The organism is Streptomyces sp. NPDC031064 (genome assembly GCF_055570965.1).
This window is the reverse complement of the sequence record NZ_JBVIGF010000004.1, coordinates 145,014-164,017: the sequence shown is the minus strand read 5'-3', so window position 1 is coordinate 164,017 and position 19,004 is coordinate 145,014. Positions and strand designations below refer to the sequence as shown.

General features: G+C 71.7%; 18 protein-coding genes. 8 read left to right on the top strand and 10 right to left on the bottom strand.

Annotation, left to right across the window (positions count from 1 at the left end):
• The first annotated feature begins 73 nt into the window (after positions 1 to 73).
• Positions 74 to 1,351 (top strand): peptidoglycan DD-metalloendopeptidase family protein, encoded by a 1,278-nt coding sequence (locus ACZ46W_RS16075; protein ID WP_468337454.1) that lies wholly within the window; start codon positions 74 to 76, stop codon positions 1,349 to 1,351.
• Here the strand turns inward: ACZ46W_RS16075 and ACZ46W_RS16070 are convergent.
• Positions 1,345 to 2,205 (bottom strand): Cof-type HAD-IIB family hydrolase, encoded by an 861-nt coding sequence (locus ACZ46W_RS16070; protein WP_468337451.1) that lies wholly within the window; start codon positions 2,203 to 2,205, stop codon positions 1,345 to 1,347. The two genes, ACZ46W_RS16075 and ACZ46W_RS16070, sit on opposite strands and share 7 nt — an antisense overlap.
• A gap of 95 nt (positions 2,206 to 2,300) precedes the next feature.
• Between ACZ46W_RS16070 and ACZ46W_RS16065 the strand changes: the two genes are divergently transcribed.
• Positions 2,301 to 3,194: an LLM class flavin-dependent oxidoreductase gene (locus ACZ46W_RS16065; protein ID WP_468337448.1), complete on the top strand. Its 894-nt coding sequence runs from the start codon at positions 2,301 to 2,303 to the stop codon at positions 3,192 to 3,194.
• An 18-nt stretch (positions 3,195 to 3,212) separates the two neighbouring features.
• On the opposite strand, the gene ACZ46W_RS16060 is transcribed toward ACZ46W_RS16065, so the two are convergent.
• The 4 genes from ACZ46W_RS16060 to ACZ46W_RS16045 form a co-directional block, all read right to left on the bottom strand.
• Positions 3,213 to 3,755 carry an RNA 2'-phosphotransferase gene (locus ACZ46W_RS16060; protein WP_468338761.1) on the bottom strand — a complete coding sequence of 181 codons (543 nt, stop codon included), beginning with the start codon at positions 3,753 to 3,755 and terminating at the stop codon, positions 3,213 to 3,215.
• Between the two features lie 178 nt (positions 3,756 to 3,933).
• Positions 3,934 to 4,887 carry a MerR family transcriptional regulator gene (locus tag ACZ46W_RS16055; protein ID WP_468337445.1) on the bottom strand — a complete coding sequence of 318 codons (954 nt, stop codon included), beginning with the start codon at positions 4,885 to 4,887 and terminating at the stop codon, positions 3,934 to 3,936.
• 68 nt (positions 4,888 to 4,955) lie between these two features.
• Positions 4,956 to 6,722, bottom strand: coding sequence for an SDR family oxidoreductase (locus tag ACZ46W_RS16050; protein ID WP_468337443.1), 1,767 nt, complete (start codon positions 6,720 to 6,722; stop codon positions 4,956 to 4,958).
• Entirely contained in the window at positions 6,722 to 7,564 is an 843-nt protein-coding gene (locus tag ACZ46W_RS16045; RefSeq protein ID WP_468337439.1) for a M24 family metallopeptidase, read from the bottom strand. Before ACZ46W_RS16045 ends, ACZ46W_RS16050 begins: the two co-directional genes overlap by 1 nt.
• A gap of 306 nt (positions 7,565 to 7,870) precedes the next feature.
• Between ACZ46W_RS16045 and ACZ46W_RS16040 the strand changes: the two genes are divergently transcribed.
• The 5 genes from ACZ46W_RS16040 (at position 7,871) to ACZ46W_RS16020 (ending at position 11,793) form a co-directional block, all read left to right on the top strand.
• Positions 7,871 to 8,845 (top strand): ABC transporter ATP-binding protein, encoded by a 975-nt coding sequence (locus ACZ46W_RS16040; RefSeq protein WP_468338759.1) that lies wholly within the window; start codon positions 7,871 to 7,873, stop codon positions 8,843 to 8,845.
• Complete coding sequence (locus ACZ46W_RS16035) at positions 8,842 to 9,726, top strand: ABC transporter permease (protein WP_468337436.1); 885 nt, start codon at positions 8,842 to 8,844, stop codon at positions 9,724 to 9,726. The genes ACZ46W_RS16040 and ACZ46W_RS16035 overlap by 4 nt, the downstream gene beginning before the upstream one ends.
• Positions 9,727 to 9,775: 49 nt before the next feature.
• Positions 9,776 to 10,687, top strand: a complete 912-nt coding sequence (locus ACZ46W_RS16030) for an ABC transporter ATP-binding protein (protein WP_468337433.1) — start codon at positions 9,776 to 9,778, stop codon at positions 10,685 to 10,687.
• A 30-nt stretch (positions 10,688 to 10,717) separates the two neighbouring features.
• A complete protein-coding gene (locus ACZ46W_RS16025) occupies positions 10,718 to 11,437 on the top strand; it encodes an ABC transporter permease (RefSeq protein WP_468337430.1) in 720 nt (239 codons plus the stop codon).
• A 116-nt stretch (positions 11,438 to 11,553) separates the two neighbouring features.
• On the top strand, positions 11,554 to 11,793 hold the full coding sequence (locus ACZ46W_RS16020) for an SGM_3592 family protein (RefSeq protein ID WP_468337427.1): 240 nt from the start codon (positions 11,554 to 11,556) through the stop codon (positions 11,791 to 11,793).
• On the opposite strand, the gene ACZ46W_RS16015 is transcribed toward ACZ46W_RS16020, so the two are convergent.
• Positions 11,790 to 13,082 carry a CynX/NimT family MFS transporter gene (locus ACZ46W_RS16015; protein ID WP_468337425.1) on the bottom strand — a complete coding sequence of 431 codons (1,293 nt, stop codon included), beginning with the start codon at positions 13,080 to 13,082 and terminating at the stop codon, positions 11,790 to 11,792. The two genes, ACZ46W_RS16020 and ACZ46W_RS16015, sit on opposite strands and share 4 nt — an antisense overlap.
• A 39-nt stretch (positions 13,083 to 13,121) precedes the next feature.
• Positions 13,122 to 13,799 (bottom strand): FadR/GntR family transcriptional regulator, encoded by a 678-nt coding sequence (locus tag ACZ46W_RS16010; protein ID WP_468337422.1) that lies wholly within the window; start codon positions 13,797 to 13,799, stop codon positions 13,122 to 13,124.
• Positions 13,800 to 13,911: 112 nt separating this feature from the next.
• Between ACZ46W_RS16010 and lpdA the strand changes: the two genes are divergently transcribed.
• Entirely contained in the window at positions 13,912 to 15,315 is a 1,404-nt protein-coding gene (gene lpdA, locus ACZ46W_RS16005) for a dihydrolipoyl dehydrogenase (RefSeq protein WP_468337419.1), read from the top strand.
• A gap of 185 nt (positions 15,316 to 15,500) precedes the next feature.
• Here lpdA and ACZ46W_RS16000 read toward each other — a convergent pair whose 3' ends face one another.
• The 3 genes from ACZ46W_RS16000 to pheA all read right to left on the bottom strand — a co-directional run bounded on the left by ACZ46W_RS16000 (position 15,501) and on the right by pheA (position 18,989).
• On the bottom strand, positions 15,501 to 16,313 hold the full coding sequence (locus ACZ46W_RS16000; RefSeq protein ID WP_468337416.1) for an HAD family hydrolase: 813 nt from the start codon (positions 16,311 to 16,313) through the stop codon (positions 15,501 to 15,503).
• The gene (gene serS, locus ACZ46W_RS15995) at positions 16,310 to 17,587 is read right to left on the bottom strand and encodes a serine--tRNA ligase (RefSeq protein ID WP_366127940.1); all 1,278 of its coding nucleotides are present in this window, start codon (positions 17,585 to 17,587) and stop codon (positions 16,310 to 16,312) included. Before serS ends, ACZ46W_RS16000 begins: the two co-directional genes overlap by 4 nt.
• Positions 17,588 to 18,053: 466 nt before the next feature.
• Positions 18,054 to 18,989 carry a prephenate dehydratase gene (gene pheA, locus ACZ46W_RS15990; RefSeq protein ID WP_468337413.1) on the bottom strand — a complete coding sequence of 312 codons (936 nt, stop codon included), beginning with the start codon at positions 18,987 to 18,989 and terminating at the stop codon, positions 18,054 to 18,056.
• Between the last annotated feature and the right edge of the window lie 15 nt (positions 18,990 to 19,004).

Sequence of the window (19,004 nt, the reverse complement as noted above, 5' to 3'; positions counted from 1 at the left end):
GTGATGGGCCGGTCGGCGGTACGACACCGCTGCGGTGCCGGACATCGGGCGCGTCCGGCGCCACCATCCCAGGATGGTGCTCGTGGCGCTGGCCGTACTCCTCGCCCTGCTCCCGGGCCCGTCGGCGGCCGCCGCCGACGGGCCCGGTGGCGCGGCTGCGGAGGTGGCCCGGTTGTACGACGAGGCCGCGCGGGCCACCGAGACGTACGAGCGGGGCCGGCGCGCGGCGGCGGCGCAGCGCGTCGTGGCCGGACGGCTCCAGCGGGAGCTGGCCCTGAAGCGGCGCGAACTGGCCGTGCTGAACGACCGGATGGGCGAGGTCGCCCGGGCGCAGTACCGGGCGGGCGGCTCACTGGGCCTGACGGCGCGGCTACTGCTGGCCGACGACGCCGAGGAGGCGATGCGGGCGGCGGGGCTCGCCCGGCAGGCGGACCGGGTCGTGAACCGTCTCATGGAGCGCACCAGGGCGGCGGAACGACGCCTCGCGCGGGCCGAGAGGGAGGCCCGCCTGGCCTGGCACGACCTGGACGTACGCAGGAGGCAGTTGGCTGCCATCCGGCGGGGCGTCGAGGCGCGGCTGGAGCGGGCCCAGTGGCGGCTCCAGGCCGAGGCGGACCGGCGGGTGGCCGCGGGCCGGTGCGGGGGCGCGGTGCGGGCGGAACCCCCGGCGGCGGCGGGCGCGGCGGGTGCGCCGGGTACAGCGGGTACTGCGGGTACGGCGGGTGCGAGCGGTGTCGGTCGTGTGGCCGGGGTGGGTTCCGGGGCCGGTGGCGCGGCGGGGGGTTCCGGTGTGGCCGGCTCCCTGGGCGTCGGCGGTGCCGGGGACGGTGGCGGTGCGCGGGTCGGTGCCGGTGCCGGTGCGCGGGTCGGTGCCGGGGGTGCGCGGGTCGGTGGGTGGGGTGGCGGTGGGCGCCGGTGGGTCGCGCCGGTGGAGGAGTACGCCCTGTCCGCCGGCTTCCACCGGGCGGGCGCGCACTGGGCGCACCGGCACACGGGGCAGGACTTCGCGGTGGCCGTCGGGACCCCGGTGCGGTCGATCGGGGCGGGCCGGGTGCAGTCGGTGACCTGCGGCGGGGCGTTCGGGATCCAGGTGGTGGTGCGGCATGCGGGCGGCTGGTACTCGCAGTACGCGCACCTCGCCGCGCCCGCCGTGTCCCCGGGCCAGCGGGTCGTACCCGGGCAGCCGATCGGGCGGTCCGGGAACACCGGCAACTCGACGGGACCGCACCTCCACTTCGAGGTGCGGATCACGCCGTACACGGGCTCGGCCGTGGACCCGGTGCGCTGGCTGGGCGAGCACGGGGTCCGGCTCGGCGAAACCGGGGTCCGGCTGGGCCGGTCCCGTCAGTGAGCCGTGCCGAGGATGTCCTCGATGACGCGCGCGACACCGTCGTCGTTGTTGGCGACGGTCCGGCCGGAGGCGGCGGCCACGACGTCCGGGTGGGCGTTGCCCATCGCGTAGGAGCGGCCGGCCCAGGACAGCATCTCGATGTCGTTCGGCATGTCCCCGAACGCCACCACCTCGTCGGCGGAGATGCCGCGCTCGGCGCAGCACAGCGCGAGCGTGCTCGCCTTGGAGACGCCCAGGCCGCTGATCTCCAGCAGGGCGCTGGGGCTGGAGCGGGTGATGCTCGCGCGGTCGCCGGCGGCCGCGCGGGCCAGGGCGAGGAAGCCGTCCGGGGTGAGGTCGGTGTGGTGGGCGAGCAGTTTGAGCACGGGCGCGCCGGAGCCCGGATCGTCCTCGTGCAGGAGCTTTTCGGCGGGGGCGATGGTGGCGGTCGGGTCGACCCAGAAGGGCGGGTAGTCGGGCTCGTAGTGGAAGCCGGTGGTGAGCTCGACCGCGAAGGCGGTGCCGGGCGCCTCGCGGCGGAGCGTCCGTACGACGTGGAGGGCGGTCTCCCGCTCCAGTGGCCGGACCTCCAGAAGCCGGCCGCCGGAGTGCAGGTCGACGACGGCGGCGCCGTTGGCGCAGATCGCCAGGCCGTGCCCATGGACGTGGTCGCTGACGACGCCCATCCAGCGGGCGGGGCGGCCGGTGACGAAGAAGACCTCGATACCGGCCTCCTCGGCGGCGGCGAGCGCCGAGATCGTCCGGTCGGAGACCGATTTGTCGTCGCGCAGGAGCGTTCCGTCCAGGTCTGTGGCGATCAGCCGGGGACGTCGATGGGCCGTGGGCCGTGGTCGGGGAGAGATCGCTGAGGTCACGCCCCCATTGTCCCGTACAGGGGTGCACGGGCGTGCGGATAGCTGCACATCTGAGCCAGGGAGGGCTTGTCGGTGGGGCACCGTAGGCTCGTTCCATGCGTCTGAGCACTGTGATCCTCCCCTACCGCCGCTGGCACGACGGCGGCCGCGACGCATGGCTGCGGGCCGAGCGGCTCGGCTTCCACGCCGCGTACACCTACGACCACCTCTCGTGGCGGGTGCCGTTCCGGGGCGGCCCCTGGTTCGGCGCGATCCCGACGCTGACGGCGGCGGCCACGGCGACGGAGCGGATACGGCTGGGCACGCTGGTGACCTCGCCGAACTTCCGGCATCCGGTGACGCTCGCCAAGGAGCTCATCTCGCTGGACGACATCTCCGGCGGCCGGATCACGCTGGGCATCGGTGCGGGGGGCAATGGCTTCGACGCCACGGCGCTGGGCCAGGAGGCGTGGACGCCGCGCGAGCGGGCGGACCGGTTCGCGGAGTTCGTGCCGCTGCTGGACCGGCTGCTGACGGAGGAGTCGGTGACGTATGAGGGGGCGTTCTACTCGGCGGGCGAGGCGCAGAACGTCCCCGGGTGCGTGCAGCGGCCGCGGTTGCCGTTCGCCGTCGCCGCCACGGGGCCGCGCGGGCTGAAGCTGGCGGCGCGGCACGGGCAGGCGTGGGTGACCACCGGGGACCCGAAGGTGTCGGAGTCGGGTACGCCCGAGGACTCACGCGCTGCCCTGCTGGGGCAGATGGACAAGCTCGGCAAGGCGTGCGCGGATGCCGGCCGGGACGTGGCGGAGCTGGACAAGATCCTGCTGACCGGGTTCACGCCGGACCGGCCGCTGGAGTCCTTGGACGCCTTCGTGGACTTCGCGGGCCGCTACTTCGCACTGGGCTTCACCGAGATCGTGATCCACGCGCCGGTGCCGGACTCGATGTTCGCCGCCGACGAGGAGGTCTTCGAGCGGATCGCCACGGAGGCCCTGGCACAGCTCCGCTGAGACCGGCCCGAGCAGCGGTCAGCCGGGGAAGCGCAGGTAGGCGGGGGGTACGGCGTCGGTGAGCCAGACCCCGTTGGCGCTGACGTGGAAGACATGGCCGTCCCGGTGCATGGCGGCGGCGTCCACGGACAGCACGACCGGGCGGCCACGGCGGGCGCCGACGCGCGTCGCGGTCTCGCGGTCGGGCGACAGGTGGACGTGGTGGCGGGCCATGGGCCGCAGCCCCTCGGCCCGGATCGCGGGCAGGTTGCGGGCGACGGTGCCGTGGTACAGATACGCGGGCGGGACGGCGGGCGGCAGGCCCAGGTCGACGTCGACGGTGTGACCCTGGTTGGCGCGGATCCGGTCACCGTCGATCGTGAAGCGCCGCTTGTCGTTGACGGCGACGACGTGCTCCAGCTCGGCGCGGCTGATCCGTACGCCATGCTCGGCGGCCGCCCGCAGCAGGTCGTCGATGGCGACCCAGCCGTTGGGGTCGAGGGCCAGTCCGATCCGCTCGGGCTGGTGGCGCAGGTGTTTCGAAAGGTACTTCGACACCTTCACGGTGCGTCTTTCGTCCATGCCGCCCATGCCGTCCATGCCGCCCATACCGTTCATACCGTTCATACCGTTCATGCCTTCAGCGTGTCAGGCATCACGTCCGGTTTGCCACAGAAATTGCCGTGACCAGGTTTGATCCACAAACAACTCGGGTTATCCACAGGCTAATTGACAATTCTGTGGGCAACGGTCATGCCGTTTAAGGCACTTCGTCGACTTCTGCCGATTTCACATTACTTGAGGCAAGTGCGTCCAATGTCCTTGCCTGCACCTCCCTTTCGGTCGCCGCGGCGATGAACGCCGACGCGTTCCGCTGCCCAACAAGGCTCCACACGGCCCGGATCGTCGAGGCGGGCAGTGTCACCTGTGTGGTCTCGTCGCCCTTCAGGGGAGCGCCCTCGGGCGACAGGTGCTGCTGGAGGTGCCGGGTGGCGAACGTCCGCATGGCGCGGGCCAGTTCCGCGTCCACCGTCTGTTGTGCGAGCGGCCGGAGGCGTCGTACCAGGGCGGCCGCCTCCGACGCGTCCGCGTCCGTGGGCGGCCGGTGGCCGAGGTAGCGGGCGAAGACGTGCTCCATGGTGAACTCCAGGAAGCGGTTGGCGATGTGCTCCACCTGACCGCGAAGTTCCCTGAGGTGACCGGAGATCGCCAGCAGCGGAACGCCGGCGGCGTACAACTCGGCCGCCACCGCCAGCTCTTGGGGGCTCGGTACCAGGAACTCGTCCTCGCGCCCCGGGATGCGCTCCAGCACGCCGAGCTCTATGGCCTCCTCCACCGCCTCCTCGTCCGGAGTCCCGCCGAAGGTGGCGTCCAGCTCGGCCCGTGTGATCCGGTCCGCCTCCTCATCCGTCCAGGGCCCGTGCACCTCGGCGACCAGCCCCAGGACGCCGCCGAGGCCGCGGCCGGCGTCCCAGGCCTCCAGCAGCTCCTTGATGGACGCCAGCGTGTAGCCCCGGTCCAGCAGGTCGGCGATCTGCCGCAGCCGCGCCAGGTGGGCCTCCCCGTACACATTGGACCGGCCGCGCCGCTCCGGCTTCGGCAGCAGCCCGCGGTCCTGGTAGGCGCGGATGGTCCGGACCGTGGCGCCGCTGTGGTGCGCCAGGTCCTCGATCCGGTACTCGGCCGCCGGTATCCGTGCCGCCTGCTCGTCCACACCCGCTCCCCGCTACCCCGAACCGCCCTGCGAGGGATGGTACGGCCGCCACGAGGACCCCACGACGCTCACAGCCGTGCGTCCAGCCGGGCGAGCGCGCGCAGCGCCCCCGGTGCCAGCCGGGACAGCAGCCGGGCGCCATGGGCCTCCGGCGTCACCGGCACCACCGCCTCGTTCCTGACGACGGCCCGCAGGATCGCGTCGGCGACCTTCTCCGGCGGGTAGTTGCGCAGCCCGTACAGCCGGGCGGTCTTCTTCTGCCGGCGCTTCTCCTCGTCCTCCGACACCCCGGCGAAGCGGGCGGTGGCGGTGATGTTGGTGTTCACGATGCCCGGGCACACGGCGGTGACCCCGATGTCCCGGCCCGCCAGCTCGGCGCGCAGGCACTCGCTGAGCATCAGCACCGCCGCCTTGGAGGTGCTGTACGCGGGCAGCATCCGGGACGGCTGGAACGCGGCGGCGGACGCGGTGTTCACGATGTGGCCGCCCTGGCCGCGCTCGGCCATCTGCCGGCCGAAGATCCGGCAGCCGTGGATGACGCCCCACAGATTGACGTCGAGCACCTTCCTCCAGTCCTCGCTCGTCGTGTCGAGGAAGGCGCCCGAGAGGCCTATCCCGGCGTTGTTCACCAGCACGTCCACCGTGCCGTACTCGGCGGCGACCTTCTCGGCGAGCTTCTCCATGGCCTGCTCGTCGCTGACGTCCACCGCCTCGCCCCAGGCGTCCGGCGCGCCGATCAGCCGGGCCATCCCTGCCGTCCGTGCCGCGCCCTCCGCGTCCCGGTCCACGGCCACCACCCGCGCGCCCGCCTCGGCGAACGCGAACGCCGTGGCCCGCCCGATGCCGCTGGCCGCGCCCGTCACCAGGACCAACTGGCCGCCGAACCGGTCCGCGTACCGCCGCCCGGAGGCGACCGGCACGGGCACCTCGCCGCCCTGGTCCTCGTGCGCCGTCACGAACTCGGTGATCCACGCGGCCAACTGGTCGGGCCGGGTGCGCGGCACCCAGTGCTTGGCCGGCAGCGTCCGGCGCACCAACCGCGGCGCCCACGTCGCCAGCTCGTCGTACAGCCGCTGCGACAGGAAGACGTCCCCGGTCGGCGTGATCAACTGCACGGGCGCGTGGGCGTACGCGTCCGTGCGCGGGCGCAGCAGGCGTGCCCGGACGTTGTCCCGGTAGAGCCAGGCGCCGTGTGCCGCGTCGGAGGGCAGCGACGCGGTGGGGTAGCCGTCGTCCGGCACCTTCTCGACGCGGCGCATGATCCGCGGCCACCGCTTGCCGAGCGGGCCGCGCCAGGCCAGCTCGGGCAGGACCGGGGTGTGCAGCAGGTACACGTACCAGGACTTGGCGCCCTGGCCGAGCAGTTGGCCGACCCGGCGCGGGGTCGGCCGGGTCATGCGCTGCTTGATCCAGTGCCCGAAGTGGTCCAGGGACGGGCCGGACATCGAGGTGAAGGAGGCGATCCGCCCCTGGGTGCGCTCGACCGTGACGAATTCCCACGACTGGACCGATCCCCAGTCGTGCCCGACCAGGTGCACGGGCCTGTCCGGGCTGACCGCGTCGATGACCGCCAGGAAGTCGTCCGTCAGCTTCTCCAGCGTGAACCCGCCGCGCAGCGGCTTGGGCGCCGTCGACCGGCCGTGCCCGCGCACGTCGTACAGCACCACGTGGAAGTGCTCGGCGAGCCGTACGGCGACCTCCGACCACACCTCCTTGGAGTCCGGGTAGCCGTGCACGAGCACGACCGTCGGCCGGGCGGGGTCGCCCAGCTCCGCGACGCACAGCTCGATCCCGCCCGTCCGCACCCAGCGCTCCCGCGCGTCCAGCGACGTCATCACAGACCCTCCGTCCAGCGCCGCACGTGCGGCAGATCGTCATCCAGCCAGAACGCGCTCTCCTCGGGGTCCCTGGAGTCGGTCACCACCAGGAGCTCCTCGAACTTCGCGCCCGTACCCCGGAAGCCGAGGTGCGGTTCGACCGCCCACAGCCCGGGCTGCGGGGGATGGTCGGAGAACTTGTACGGGGACCACAGCGGCGACCAGCCGTCGCGGTGGCCGTGGAGGGCGTCGCTCGCGAGCCCCTTCAGGGACTGCGTACCGAACCCGAAGAGCGTGGGCGACCAGCGGCGCTCCTTGACCCGGTCGACCTTGTGGGCGATCACGCCGAAGGGATACGCGCGGTGCCGGCTGGCGTACCCCTGCCGCACCATGAGCCGGTCCACGTCCTGGTGGATCTCCCGCAGCGGGCGCCGCTCCCGCACCTCGCGAAGGATCAGCTCGCGGTGCTCGCGCAAGTCGGCGAGGAGTTTGTCGTGGACCGGGTTGAGGCCGAGGCACCCCGAATACCCGACGTCCGCGGGGTAGCCCTTGTACACCGGCGCCATGTCGAGGATGAACGGCATCCCCGCCTCCAGCCGCCGGTTCGTGGGGAAGAACTGAAGCGGGATGCGGAAGTTCACGAACGCCGTGCGGTCGCCGAACCAGGCGAACGGCAGGTGGAACCAGTCCCGCACGCCCCGCCCGCGCAGCCAGTCGCGCTGCATCCGCGCCGCCTCGCGCTCCGTCACGCCCGGCTTGAGCTGCGCGGCGACCACCTCGGCGCACTCGTACGCCAAACGCTGCACTTCCCTGAACCCGCGCAGCTCCGTGCCGCGTTCGGATGTCACTACCGACGTCATGCCACCAGCCGTCCGTCCCGTGTGCCGTGTGCGGTATGCGCGCTACGCGTCCGTAACTTGACACTGATGAATGTGACAATGCCCGGCGGCTGCGTCAAGGGTCGTGCACCGCCTGTGGAAAACACCGCCTGTGGAAAACACCGCCCGGCCCCCGCCCCCGGCTCCCGGCCCCGGCCCCGCCCCCAGCCCCCGCCCCCGCCTCCGGTGCCAGGCCCCTACGGGCACGTACGCCTGGAGTCGGACATCGATCCAGCCGCCTGGTCTGACGCCAGGTGTGGCCTGGGCCACTACCGTCGAAGCGTGACTGTGATCGCGACCGAAAGCCTCAGCAAGCGGTTCCCCCGGGTGACCGCTCTCGACCGGCTCTCCCTGGACATCGGGCCCGGTGTGACCGGACTGGTGGGTGCCAACGGAGCCGGCAAGTCCACCATGATCAAGATCCTGCTGGGTCTGTCCCCCGCCACCGAGGGCCGTGCCGAGGTCCTCGGCCTCGACGTCGCCACCAGCGGCGCCGCCATACGCGAGCGGGTCGGCTACATGCCCGAGCACGACTGCCTGCCGCCCGACGTCTCGGCCACCGAGTTCGTCGTCCACATGGCGCGCATGTCCGGCCTGCCGCCCGCCGCCGCGCGCGAGCGCACCGCCGACACGCTGCGCCACGTCGGCCTGTACGAGGAGCGCTACCGCCCCATCGGCGGCTACTCGACCGGCATGAAACAGCGCGTCAAGCTCGCGCAGGCCCTGGTCCACGACCCGCAGTTGGTCCTCCTCGACGAACCGACCAACGGCCTCGACCCGGTCGGCCGCGACGAGATGCTGGGCCTGATCCGCCGCGTGTACACGGACTTCGGCATCTCGGTCCTGGTCACCTCCCACCTGCTGGGCGAACTCGAACGCACCTGTGACCACGTCGTCGTCATCGACGGCGGGCAGCTCCTGCGCTCCAGCTCCACCAGCGACTTCACCCAGCTCACCGCCACCCTCGCCGTCGAGGTCACCGACACCGACACGCACCCGGACGGCACGGCGGCCCTCCGCGAGGCGCTCAAGGCGGCCGGAATCACCCTCCACGCGGGCGTGGAGGACGGTATGCCGGGCGCCGGCCACATCCTGCTGCTGGAGGCGACCGGCGAGGAGACGTACGACATCGTGCGCGACACCGTCGCGCACCTCGGCCTCGGCCTCGTACGGATGGAACAGCGCCGCCACCACATCGCCGAGGTGTTCCGGCCGGGCACGGAAGCGGCGGACCAGGCCACGACGGAGGTACCGGCCCGATGACCACCGAGCCGCAGACACAGATCCACAACATCGGCTACCGCGACTACGACGGGCCCCGCCTCGGCCGTGCCTACGCGCGCCGTTCGCTGTTCTCGCAGTCGCTGCGCGGCGCGTACGGGCTGGGCCGCAGCGCCAAGTCCAAGGTGCTGCCGATGCTGCTCTTCGCGGTGATGTGCATCCCCGCGCTGGTCGTCGTCGCGGTGGCGGTCGCCACCAAGATGAAGGACCTGCCGATGGACTACACGCGGTACGCGATCTTCACGCAGGCCGTCATCGGGCTGTACGTGGCCGCACAGGCACCCCAGTCCGTCTCTCGCGACCTCCGCTTCAAGACCGTGCCGCTGTACTTCTCCCGCCCCATCGAGCGGGTCGACTACGTCGTCGCCAAGTACGGCGCCATGGCGTCGGCCCTGTTCATCCTGACCGCCTCGCCGCTGCTCATCCTCTACATCGGATCCCTGCTGGCGAAGATGGACTTCGCCGACCAGAGCCGGGGGTTCGCCCAGGGACTGGTCTCCGTGGCTCTGCTCTCGCTCCTCTTCGGCGGAATCGGCCTGGTCATGGCGGCGCTGACGCCGCGCCGAGGGTTCGGCGTGGCCGCCGTCATCGCCGCGCTCACGATCTCGTACGGCGCGGTCACCACCCTCCAGGCGATCGCCTGGAGCACCGACTCCCTGGGCGCGGTGAAGTGGCTGGGCCTGTTCTCGCCGATCACCCTCATCGACGGCGTGCAGACCGCCTTCCTGGGCGCCACGTCCTCCTTCCCCGCCGAGGCCGGGCCGGACGCCGGGGTGGGCGCGGTCTACCTGCTGGTCGTCCTCGCCCTCATCGCGGGCTCGTACGCCGTCCTGATGCGCCGCTACCGAAAGGTCGGGCTGTGACCCCCCTCCCGTCGCCCGCCACCACCCTTCTAAGGAATGGGCCGCGCCCATGAGTACTCTTTCCATCGATCACGTCTCACGGTGGTTCGGCAACGTCGTGGCCGTCAACGACGTCACCATGACCATCGGCCCCGGTGTGACCGGGCTGCTGGGCCCCAACGGCGCCGGAAAATCCACCCTGATCAACATGATGGGCGGCTTCCTCGCCCCCTCGACCGGGTCCGTGACCCTCGACGGGCAGCAGATCTGGCGCAACGAGTCCGTCTACCGGCAGATCGGCGTCGTGCCCGAGCGCGAGGCCATGTACGACTTCCTCACCGGCCGCGAATTCGTCGTCGCCAACGCCGAGTTGCACGGCCTCGGCGCGACGGAGGCCCAGCGGGCGCTGGCCACGGTGGAGATGGAGTACGCCCAGGACCGCAAGATCGCGACGTACAGCAAGGGCATGCGGCAGCGCGTGAAGATGGCCTCCGCCCTCGTCCACGAGCCGTCCGTGCTGCTGCTGGACGAGCCGTTCAACGGCATGGACCCGCGCCAGCGCATGCAGCTCATGGACCTGCTGCGGCGGATGGGCCGGGAGGGCCGTACCGTCCTGTTCTCCTCGCACATCCTGGAGGAGGTCGAGCAGTTGGCCTCCCACATCGAGGTGATCGTCGCCGGGCGGCACGCGGCGAGCGGCGACTTCCGGCGCATCCGGCGCCTGATGACCGACCGGCCGCACCGCTACCTCGTCCGCTCCAGCGACGACCGCGCCCTGGCGGCCGCCCTGATCGCCGACCCGTCGACGGCAGGCATCGAGGTGGACGTGACGGAGGGCGCCCTGCGCATCCAGGCGGTGGACTTCGGGCGCTTCACCGAGCTGCTGCCGAAGGTCGCCCGCGAGCACTCCATCCGGCTGCTGACGGTCTCGCCCTCGGACGAGTCCCTGGAGTCGGTCTTCTCGTACCTCGTCGCGGCCTGAGTGCCGGCGCCTGAAGGGATCCCTTCGACCATGTACAACCCCACAGTCGCCCGGCTCACCTACCGGGCCCTGCTCGGCCGCCGCCGGGCCGCGATCCTGTTCGTCCTGCCCGGCCTGCTGCTACTCATCGCGGCCGCCGTCCGGGGCTTCAACGGCGCCGACGACCAGATCGCCGCCGACGTCCTCGGCGGGTTCGCGCTCGCCACCATGGTGCCGCTGATCGGTGTCATCGCCGGGACGGGCGCGATCGGACCCGAGATCGACGACGGTTCGATCGTCTACCTGCTCGCCAAGCCGGTGAAGCGGCCCGCGATCATCTTCACCAAACTGATCGTGGCCATCGCCGTGACCATGGCGTTCTCCGCCGTCCCCACCTTCCTGGCCGGAATGATCCTCAACGGCAACGGACAGCAGGTGGCGGTCGCCTACACGGTCGCGGCGCTCGTCGCCTCGATCGCGTACAGCGCGCTCTTCCTGCTGCTCGGCACGGTCAGCCGGCACGCGGTCGTCATCGGGCTCGTGTACGCCCTGGTGTGGGAGACCCTGTTCGGCAGCCTGATCGAGGGCGCCAAGACCCTGAGCGTCCAGCAGTGGGCGCTGGCCGTCGCCGAGAAGGTCACCGGAGACGGGCTGATCGCCTCCGACGTGGGCCTGCCGGTCGCGGTGGCGCTGCTGGCGGGCGTCACGGTGGCGGCGACCTGGTACGCGGGCCAGAAGCTGCGGACGCTGACCCTCGCGGGCGACGAGTAAGCGGGGTAAGCGGTACGTACGTGAGGGCCCCGCACGCGCGCGTGGGGGGCCCTTCGATCCCCTTCACGCCGGTTTGACGGAACGGTGGGCACACTTGCCGTACGGAGGAGGCATCCATGGCCGCTGACCACGAGTCCCGGGACGGATCGCGGGACTGGGACGACGTCGAACTGGACAACGACTTCATACGCTCCGCCGAGACCACCGAGCCGTCCGCCCGCGCCCGGATGCTCGCCGCCCGCTGGCGTGGCCGGCCACCCGAGCCGCAGCCCTGGCGCTCGGACGAGCCGCCGGCGGGCTGGTTCTTCAGCCGGGCCCGCCGGCGCAAGCGGCGCCGCCGCAAGGACCAGGACTAGAGCTGGACCGTGCGGTCGCGCGCCGCCATCAGCCCCACCGCCAGGGCCGCCCCGCAGACGCACAGCACCAGCGCGATCGGCACCGTCCAGCCGCCCGTCGCCTCGTGGACCGCGCCCGCCGCGAGCGGGCCGGCGGCCGCCAGCAGGTAGCCGACCGTCTGCGCCATCCCCGACAGCCGCGACGCGGTCACCGCGTCGCCGCTGCGCAGCACGATCAGCGTCAGCGCCAGGCCCACCGCGCCGCCCTGGCCGACGCCCAGTACCGCCGCCCACAGCCAGGCGCCGGACACCGGGGCGACCATCAGCCCCGCGTACCCCGCCGCGACCATCGAGGTGACCAGCACGACCAGCGGGCGCTGGCCGCGCATCCGGCCGGCCAGCAGCGGCACCAGGAACGCGCCCGCGACCTGGATGAGGTTGTTGAAGGCGAACACGACACCCGCCGTCGAGCGGCTCATGCCCTGGTCGGTGAAGATCGTCGGCATCCAGGCGATCAGTACGTACGACCAGAGGGACTGCAGGCCCATGAAGAGGGTGACCTGCCAGGCGAGCGGCGAGCGCCAGACGCTCCGGCCGGTGCGGGGAGTCCCCGAAACCACCGGCACCTCGTGAGGCGCTCGTATCTCGCGAGACGTCCGCCCCCGGGCGACCAGCACCTGCGGCAGCCACGCCAGCGCCGCCACCGCCGCGAGCAGTGACCAGAACGCGAGTGACGCCTCCCAACTGCCCCCGAACGCCCTCTCCAGCGGCACGGAGGCCGCCGCCACCACCGTCGCGCCCGCGATCATCGCGCCCGTGTAGACGGACGTCATCGACGCGGCCCGGTCCGGGAAGTCGCGCTTGATCAGCCCGGGCATCAGGACGTTGAGCAGTGCGATCGCCGTACCGACCAGGACACCGCCGCCGTACAGCGCGTACACGGACGGCAGTACGCGTACGAGGATGCCGGCGGCCAGCAGCAACAGCGCGCCCAGCAGGACCCGTTCGGTGCCCAGCCGCCGGGCCAGCCAGGGCGTGACCAGCGCGCCCACGCCCAGGAACAGCACCGGTACCGACGTGACCAGCGAGCTCGTGGTCGACGACAGTCCGAAGCTCGCACTGATCTCGCCGACCAGGGGCGACACGCTCGCCAGCGCCGCCCGCATGTTCAGCGAGGCCAGCACGATCCCGACGAGCAGCAGCGCCGGATGGCGGAGCAACGCCCGCCTCGCGGCGGTCCCTTGGGGCGAGGGCCGGACGTCGGCCTCCGCGTCGAGGAGCAGCAGCCGATCGGAATCCGGGCGTGACAAGACGTGCACCTTTCTCAACAACGTACGTACGGAGGGGAGTCAGCGGGCGGCGACGATCGCCCTGACCGTCTCCATGGGCACGCGCAGCAGCTCGCGCACCGCCGCCCCCGCCGCGTCCGCGTCTCCCGCCTCGATCGCCACGACCAGCGCCTCGTGCGCGTCCAGGTCGATGGCCGGCATCTCGTGGTCGCCGAGCGACTCGACGAGGCTCTCGTGGACCTGCACGGAGAAGAACCGGTACACCTCGGTGAACGCGGCGTTGTGCGTGGCCTCGACGACCGCGCGGTGGAAGGCCAGGTCGGCGTCCGCGTCCCGGTCGCCCTCCTCCCGCAGGGTCGCCAGCGCGGCGCGCAGCCGCAGCAGGTCGTGCGTGTCGCGGCGGGCGGCCGCGAGGCGTGCCGCCTCCGTCTCCAGGGCGATCCGCAGCTCCAGGACGTCCAGGGCGCCGGCGGCCCGGACGGTGCGCAGCACGGCGGCGGGGTCGGCAGTGGAGCGGACGAAGGTGCCGTTGCCCTGCCGGGACTCCAGCAGACCGGCGTGGACGAGGACGCGGACGGCCTCGCGGACGGTGTTGCGGCCGACGCCGAGCTGCTCGGCGAGCTCGTGCTCGGTGGGGATGCGGTCGCCGACGGCCCATTCGCCGTCGGTGAGCTGGGCCCGGAGCTGTTCGACGACCGCGTCGACGAGGGAGGTCCGTCCCGCGGCCTTCAGTGCCATCCCGCCCACTACTCCATTCCGCCTATTCACCCGGTTGCCCAGTCATCCTACAACTTGCCTCCAGGATTACTGTGGGCACATCCGCACTCACTCACACCCTGGGGAGCAAGCCATGTCAGACCGCTTCGACGTCGTCGTACTCGGAGCAGGCCCCGGCGGATACGTCGCCGCCATCCGCGCCGCCCAGTTGGGCAAGCGCGTCGCGGTGGTCGAGGAGAAGTACTGGGGCGGTGTCTGCCTGAACGTCGGCTGCATCCCCACCAAGGCCCTGCTGCGCAACGCCGAGCTGGCCCACCTCTTCACCCACGAGGCGAAGACGTACGGCATCAAGGTGGACGGCCAGGTCTCCTTCGACTACGGCGAGGCGTTCCGGCGCAGCCGGACCGTCGCGGACGGCCGGGTCAAGGGCGTCCACTTCCTGATGAAGAAGAACAAGATCACGGAGTTCACCGGCCGGGGCACCTTCCTGGACGCGAACACCATGCGGGTGGCGCTCACCGACGGCACGACGACCACGATCTCGTTCGACAACTGCATCATCGCGACCGGCGCCACGCCGCGCCTGCTGCCGGGCACGCGGCGCAGCGAGCGCGTGGTCACCTACGAGGAGCAGATCCTCGCCGACGAGCTGCCGCGCTCGATCGTGATCGCGGGCGCGGGCGCGATCGGCATCGAGTTCGCGTACGTGCTCCACAACTACGGCGTGAAGGTCACCATCGTCGAGTTCCTCGACCGGGTGGCGCCGCTGGAGGACAAGGACGTCTCGGCGGAGCTGGCCAAGCAGTACCGCAAGCTCGGCATCGACGTGCTGACGTCGACCCGGGTCGAGGCGATCGACGAGTCCGGTCCGCAGGTGCGGGTGACCGTGACCGGCAAGGACGGCAAGCAGCAGGTGCTGGAGGCCGACAAGGTGCTCCAGGCGATCGGCTTCGCGCCGAACGTCGAGGGGTACGGCCTGGAGAACACGGGTGTGAAGCTCACCGAGCGCGGCGCGATCGACGTCGACGGGCGTTCGCGCACGTCGGTGCCGCACATCTACGCGATCGGTGACGTGACCGCGAAGCTGATGCTCGCGCACACGGCCGAGGCGATGGGCGTCGTCGCCGCGGAGACCATCGCGGGTGCGGAGACGATGGAGCTGGAGTACGTGATGATCCCGCGGGCCACGTACTGCCAGCCGCAGATCGCCAGCTTCGGCTGGACGGAGGAGCAGGCGCGGGAGCAGGGCTTCGACGTCAAGGTCGCGAAGTTCCCCTTCATGGCGAACGGCAAGGCGCACGGGCTGGGTGACACGACCGGGTTCGTGAAGCTGATCAGCGACGCGAAGTACGGCGAGATCATCGGCGCGCACCTGATCGGGCCGGACGTGACCGAGCTGCTGCCCGAGCTGACGCTGGCCCAGCAGTGGGACCTCACGGTCCACGAGGTGGCGCGGAACGTCCACGCGCACCCGACGCTGGGCGAGGCGGTCAAGGAGGCCGTGCACGGGCTCGCGGGCCACATGATCAACTTCTGACCGGTACGGGTCCGGTACGGGTCCGATGGCGCGGCGCCCCCGGGGTAATCCGGTGGCGCCGCGTCGTGCGTGCGGGGCACATTGGTGGGGCAGCGCTCACACGGGGGCCAGGCGCCGGGGGCGGCCGCTTCGAGCGCGCGTTCCCATACGCGCGGGCCGCCCCCGGCGCCTCACCGTGCCCCGCGTCAGGCCGCGGCGCCGAGCAGTTCCTCCAGGACCACCGCGATGCCGTCGTGCTCGTTGGAGGCCGTGACCTCGTGGGCGACGGCCTTGAGGTCGTCGTGGGCGTTGGCCATGGCCACGCCGTGGTGGGCCCAGGCGAACATGGGGATGTCGTTGGGCATGTCGCCGAACGCGATGGTGTCCGCCGCCTTGACGCCCAGCCGGCGGGCCGCGAGGGACAGGCCCGTGGCCTTGCTGAGGCCGAGCGGGAGGATCTCGACGATGCCCGCGCCCGCCACCACCACGTCCACGAGACCGCCGACCGTCCGCCGGGCGGCCTGGGCGAGGGCGTCGTCGTCCAGCTCGGGGTGCTGGATGTAGACCTTGTTGAGCGGGGCGGACCACAGGTCGGCCGGGTCCTCGTACGGGACGTACGGCAGCGGGCCCTCCTGGACGCGGTAGCCGGGGCTGACCAGGACGTCCCCGTCGAGGCCGTCGCGGGCCGCGGCGAGGGCCAGGGGGCCGACCTCGGCCTCCAGCTTGGACAGGGCGAGGCCCGCGAGCTGGCGGTCCAGGGTGACGGAGGTCAGCAGCCGGTGCTCGCCCGCGTGGTAGACCTGCGCGCCCTGGCCGCAGACGGCGAGGCCGTCGTACCCGAGGTCGTCCAGGATGTGGCGGGTCCAGGGGACCGAGCGGCCCGTGACGACGATGTGCGCGGCGCCCGCCGCCGTCGCGGCGGCGAGCGCGTCACGCGTGCGCTGCGAGACCGTCTCGTCGGAGCGCAGCAGCGTCCCGTCGAGATCGGTCGCGATCAGCTTGTAGGGGAAGGAGGTCACTTGGAGACGGGCTCCAGGACTTCCCGGCCACCGAGGTAGGGGCGGAGCACCGGCGGGACGCGCACGGAGCCGTCGGCCTGCTGGTGGTTCTCCAGGAGCGCGACGATGGTGCGCGGTACGGCGCACAGCGTGCCGTTCAGCGTGGCGAGCGGCTGCACCTTCTTGCCGTCGCGCATCCGCACCGACAGGCGCCGCGCCTGGAAGCTGTCGCAGTTCGACGCGGACGTCAGCTCGCGGTACTTGCCCTGCGTCGGGATCCAGGCCTCGCAGTCGTACTTGCGCGAGGCGGAGGCGCCCAGGTCACCGGTGGCCACGTCGATCACCTGGAACGGCAGTTCCAGGGCGGTCAGCCACTGCTTCTCCCAGTCCAGCAGCCGCTTGTGCTCGGCCTCGGCGTCCTCGGGGGCGACGTAGGAGAACATCTCCACCTTGTCGAACTGGTGGACGCGGAAGATGCCCCGGGTGTCCTTGCCGTACGTGCCGGCCTCGCGCCGGTAGCACGGCGAGAAGCCGGCGTACCGCAGCGGGAGCTTGTCCGCGTCGAGGATCTCGTCCATGTGGTACGCGGCCAGCGGCACCTCGGACGTACCGACCAGGTAGTAGTCGTCCTTCTCCAGGTGGTACACGTTCTCGGCGGCCTGGCCGAGGAAGCCGGTGCCCTCCATCGCGCGCGGGCGGACCAGCGTGGGCGTCAGCATCGGGATGAACCCGGCCTCCGTCGCCTGCGCGATCGCCGCGTTGACGAGTGCGAGCTCCAGCAGGGCGCCGACGCCCGTCAGGTAGTAGAAGCGGGAGCCGGAGACCTTGGCGGCGCGCTCGACGTCGATGGCGCCCAGCGCCTCGCCGAGCTCCAGGTGGTCCTTGGGCTCGAAGCCCTCGGCGCCGAAGTCACGGATGGTGCCGTGCGTCTCCAGGACGACGAAGTCCTCCTCGCCGCCGACCGGCACGTCCTCGTGGACGATGTTGCCGAGCTTCAGCAGCAGTCGCCTGGTCTCCTCGTCCGCCTCGTTCTGCGCGGCGTCGGCGGCCTTGACGTCGGCCTTGAGCTGCTCGGCCTTCTGGAGCAGCTCCGCCCGCTCCTCGGGGGACGCCTTGGGGATCAGCTTGCCGAGCGCCTTCTGCTCGGAGCGGAGTTCGTCGAAGCGGACGCCGGACGACCTGCGCCGCTCATCGGCGGAGAGCAGGGCGTCGACGAGGCCGACGTCCTCTCCACGGGCGCGCTGGGAGGCGCGAACACGGTCGGGGTCCTCACGGAGCAGGCGAAGGTCAATCACCCCACCAGGCTACCGGTGCGGGCTCGCCTCACCCCAGCCGATATGCCGTCCGCGCCTTGCGTGTCGCTTTGCCCGAATTGCCGGAATTCTCCCTGGGGAATGCGCGCTGAATTTCCCGCCGTTGTCCACAGCCACAGCGCATTCCCGAGGTTATCCACAGGCTGTGCGAATCCGTTGTGGACTAAGGAATTGATCATTCCGAATCGCCCGGCGTTACCCTGCCGTCACCCTGGATTCCCTGATCAAACCCCGGCCACACACTCATTCGGGTGGGAAATTCTCGCTCTAAGGAGTTGTTCGACGGAATTAAGGTGACACGGCTGATGTGCAGCACTCTGCGGCCACCTGAGGCGCCTAGAGCGATTTGTCGACTGCGTCCGGTTGAGTTGTCGACTTGTCCCCAGGTCGAGAAGCAGCCCTGTGGATAACTTTGTGGAAGTAACCCGAACCCCGGCGGCCGTACCGCTCAGGCCCGGCCGTCCTGGCACCGCGCCAGCCAGTCCGACGCCGCCGTGAACTCCTCGTCCGACGTCCCGGGCCGCAGCGGCGTCACGTCCTCGGCCGTCGCACCCGCGCGCGGGTACGAGCCCAGGAACCGGACGTTCGCGCAGATCCGCTTCAGGCCCATCAGCGCCTCGGCGACCCGCCGGTCCGCGATGTGGCCCTCGGCGTCGATCGCGAAGCAGTAGTTGCCGATCCCCGCGCCCGTCGGCCGGGACTGGAGCAGCATCAGGTTGACGCCGCGCGCCGCGAACTCCTGGAGCAGCTCCAGCAGCGCACCCGGATGGTCCTCGCGCTGCCAGATGACCACCGACGTCTTGTCCGCGCCCGTCGGCGCGGCCGGCCGGGCAGGGCGGCCCACCAGCACGAACCGGGTCTCCGCGTTCTCGGCGTCGTGGATCTCGGTGACCAGCGCCTCCAGCCCGTACGTCGCCGCCGCGAACTCACCCGCGAACGCCGCGTCGAACCGCCCCTCCTGCACCAGCCGCGCGCCGTCCGCGTTCGAGGCGGCCGACTCCCACACCGCCTCGGGCAGGTGGGCCCGCAGCCAGTTGCGCACCTGCGGCTGGGCGACCGGGTGCCCGGTGACCGTCTTGATGTCCGACAGCTTGGTGCCCGGCCGCACCAGCAGCGCGAACGCGATCGGCAGCAGCACCTCGCGGTAGATCATCAGCGGCTCGCCGGACGCCAGCTCGTCGAGGGTCGCGGTCACGCCGCCCTCCACCGAGTTCTCGATCGGCACGAGGGCGGCGGCGGCCTCCCCGTTGCGCACGGCGTCCAGGGCCGCGGGCACGGAGACCATCGGCACCAGCTCCCGCGTGGCGGCTTCCGGGAGCGTACGGAGGGCCGCTTCGGTGAAGGTGCCCTCGGGACCGAGATACGTATAGCGAGTGGCCGACATACCGGTCACCCTAAT

Bases quoted from the DNA above. Each gene is read 5' to 3' on its own strand.
- ACZ46W_RS16035 (WP_468337436.1), top strand. From the start codon at position 8,842: ATGACCACCGAGCCGCAGACACAGATCCACAACATCGGCTACCGCGAC.
- ACZ46W_RS16010 (WP_468337422.1), bottom strand. From the start codon at position 13,799: ATGGCACTGAAGGCCGCGGGACGGACCTCCCTCGTCGACGCGGTCGTC.
- ACZ46W_RS16075 (WP_468337454.1), top strand. From the start codon at position 74: ATGGTGCTCGTGGCGCTGGCCGTACTCCTCGCCCTGCTCCCGGGCCCG.
- ACZ46W_RS16020 (WP_468337427.1), top strand. From the start codon at position 11,554: ATGGCCGCTGACCACGAGTCCCGGGACGGATCGCGGGACTGGGACGAC.
- ACZ46W_RS16025 (WP_468337430.1), top strand. From the start codon at position 10,718: ATGTACAACCCCACAGTCGCCCGGCTCACCTACCGGGCCCTGCTCGGC.
- ACZ46W_RS16045 (WP_468337439.1), bottom strand. From the start codon at position 7,564: ATGACGTCGGTAGTGACATCCGAACGCGGCACGGAGCTGCGCGGGTTC.
- ACZ46W_RS16030 (WP_468337433.1), top strand. From the start codon at position 9,776: ATGAGTACTCTTTCCATCGATCACGTCTCACGGTGGTTCGGCAACGTC.
- ACZ46W_RS16060 (WP_468338761.1), bottom strand. From the start codon at position 3,755: ATGGACGAAAGACGCACCGTGAAGGTGTCGAAGTACCTTTCGAAACAC.
- ACZ46W_RS16065 (WP_468337448.1), top strand. From the start codon at position 2,301: ATGCGTCTGAGCACTGTGATCCTCCCCTACCGCCGCTGGCACGACGGC.
- lpdA (WP_468337419.1), top strand. From the start codon at position 13,912: ATGTCAGACCGCTTCGACGTCGTCGTACTCGGAGCAGGCCCCGGCGGA.
- pheA (WP_468337413.1), bottom strand. From the start codon at position 18,989: ATGTCGGCCACTCGCTATACGTATCTCGGTCCCGAGGGCACCTTCACC.
- ACZ46W_RS16050 (WP_468337443.1), bottom strand. From the start codon at position 6,722: ATGACGTCGCTGGACGCGCGGGAGCGCTGGGTGCGGACGGGCGGGATC.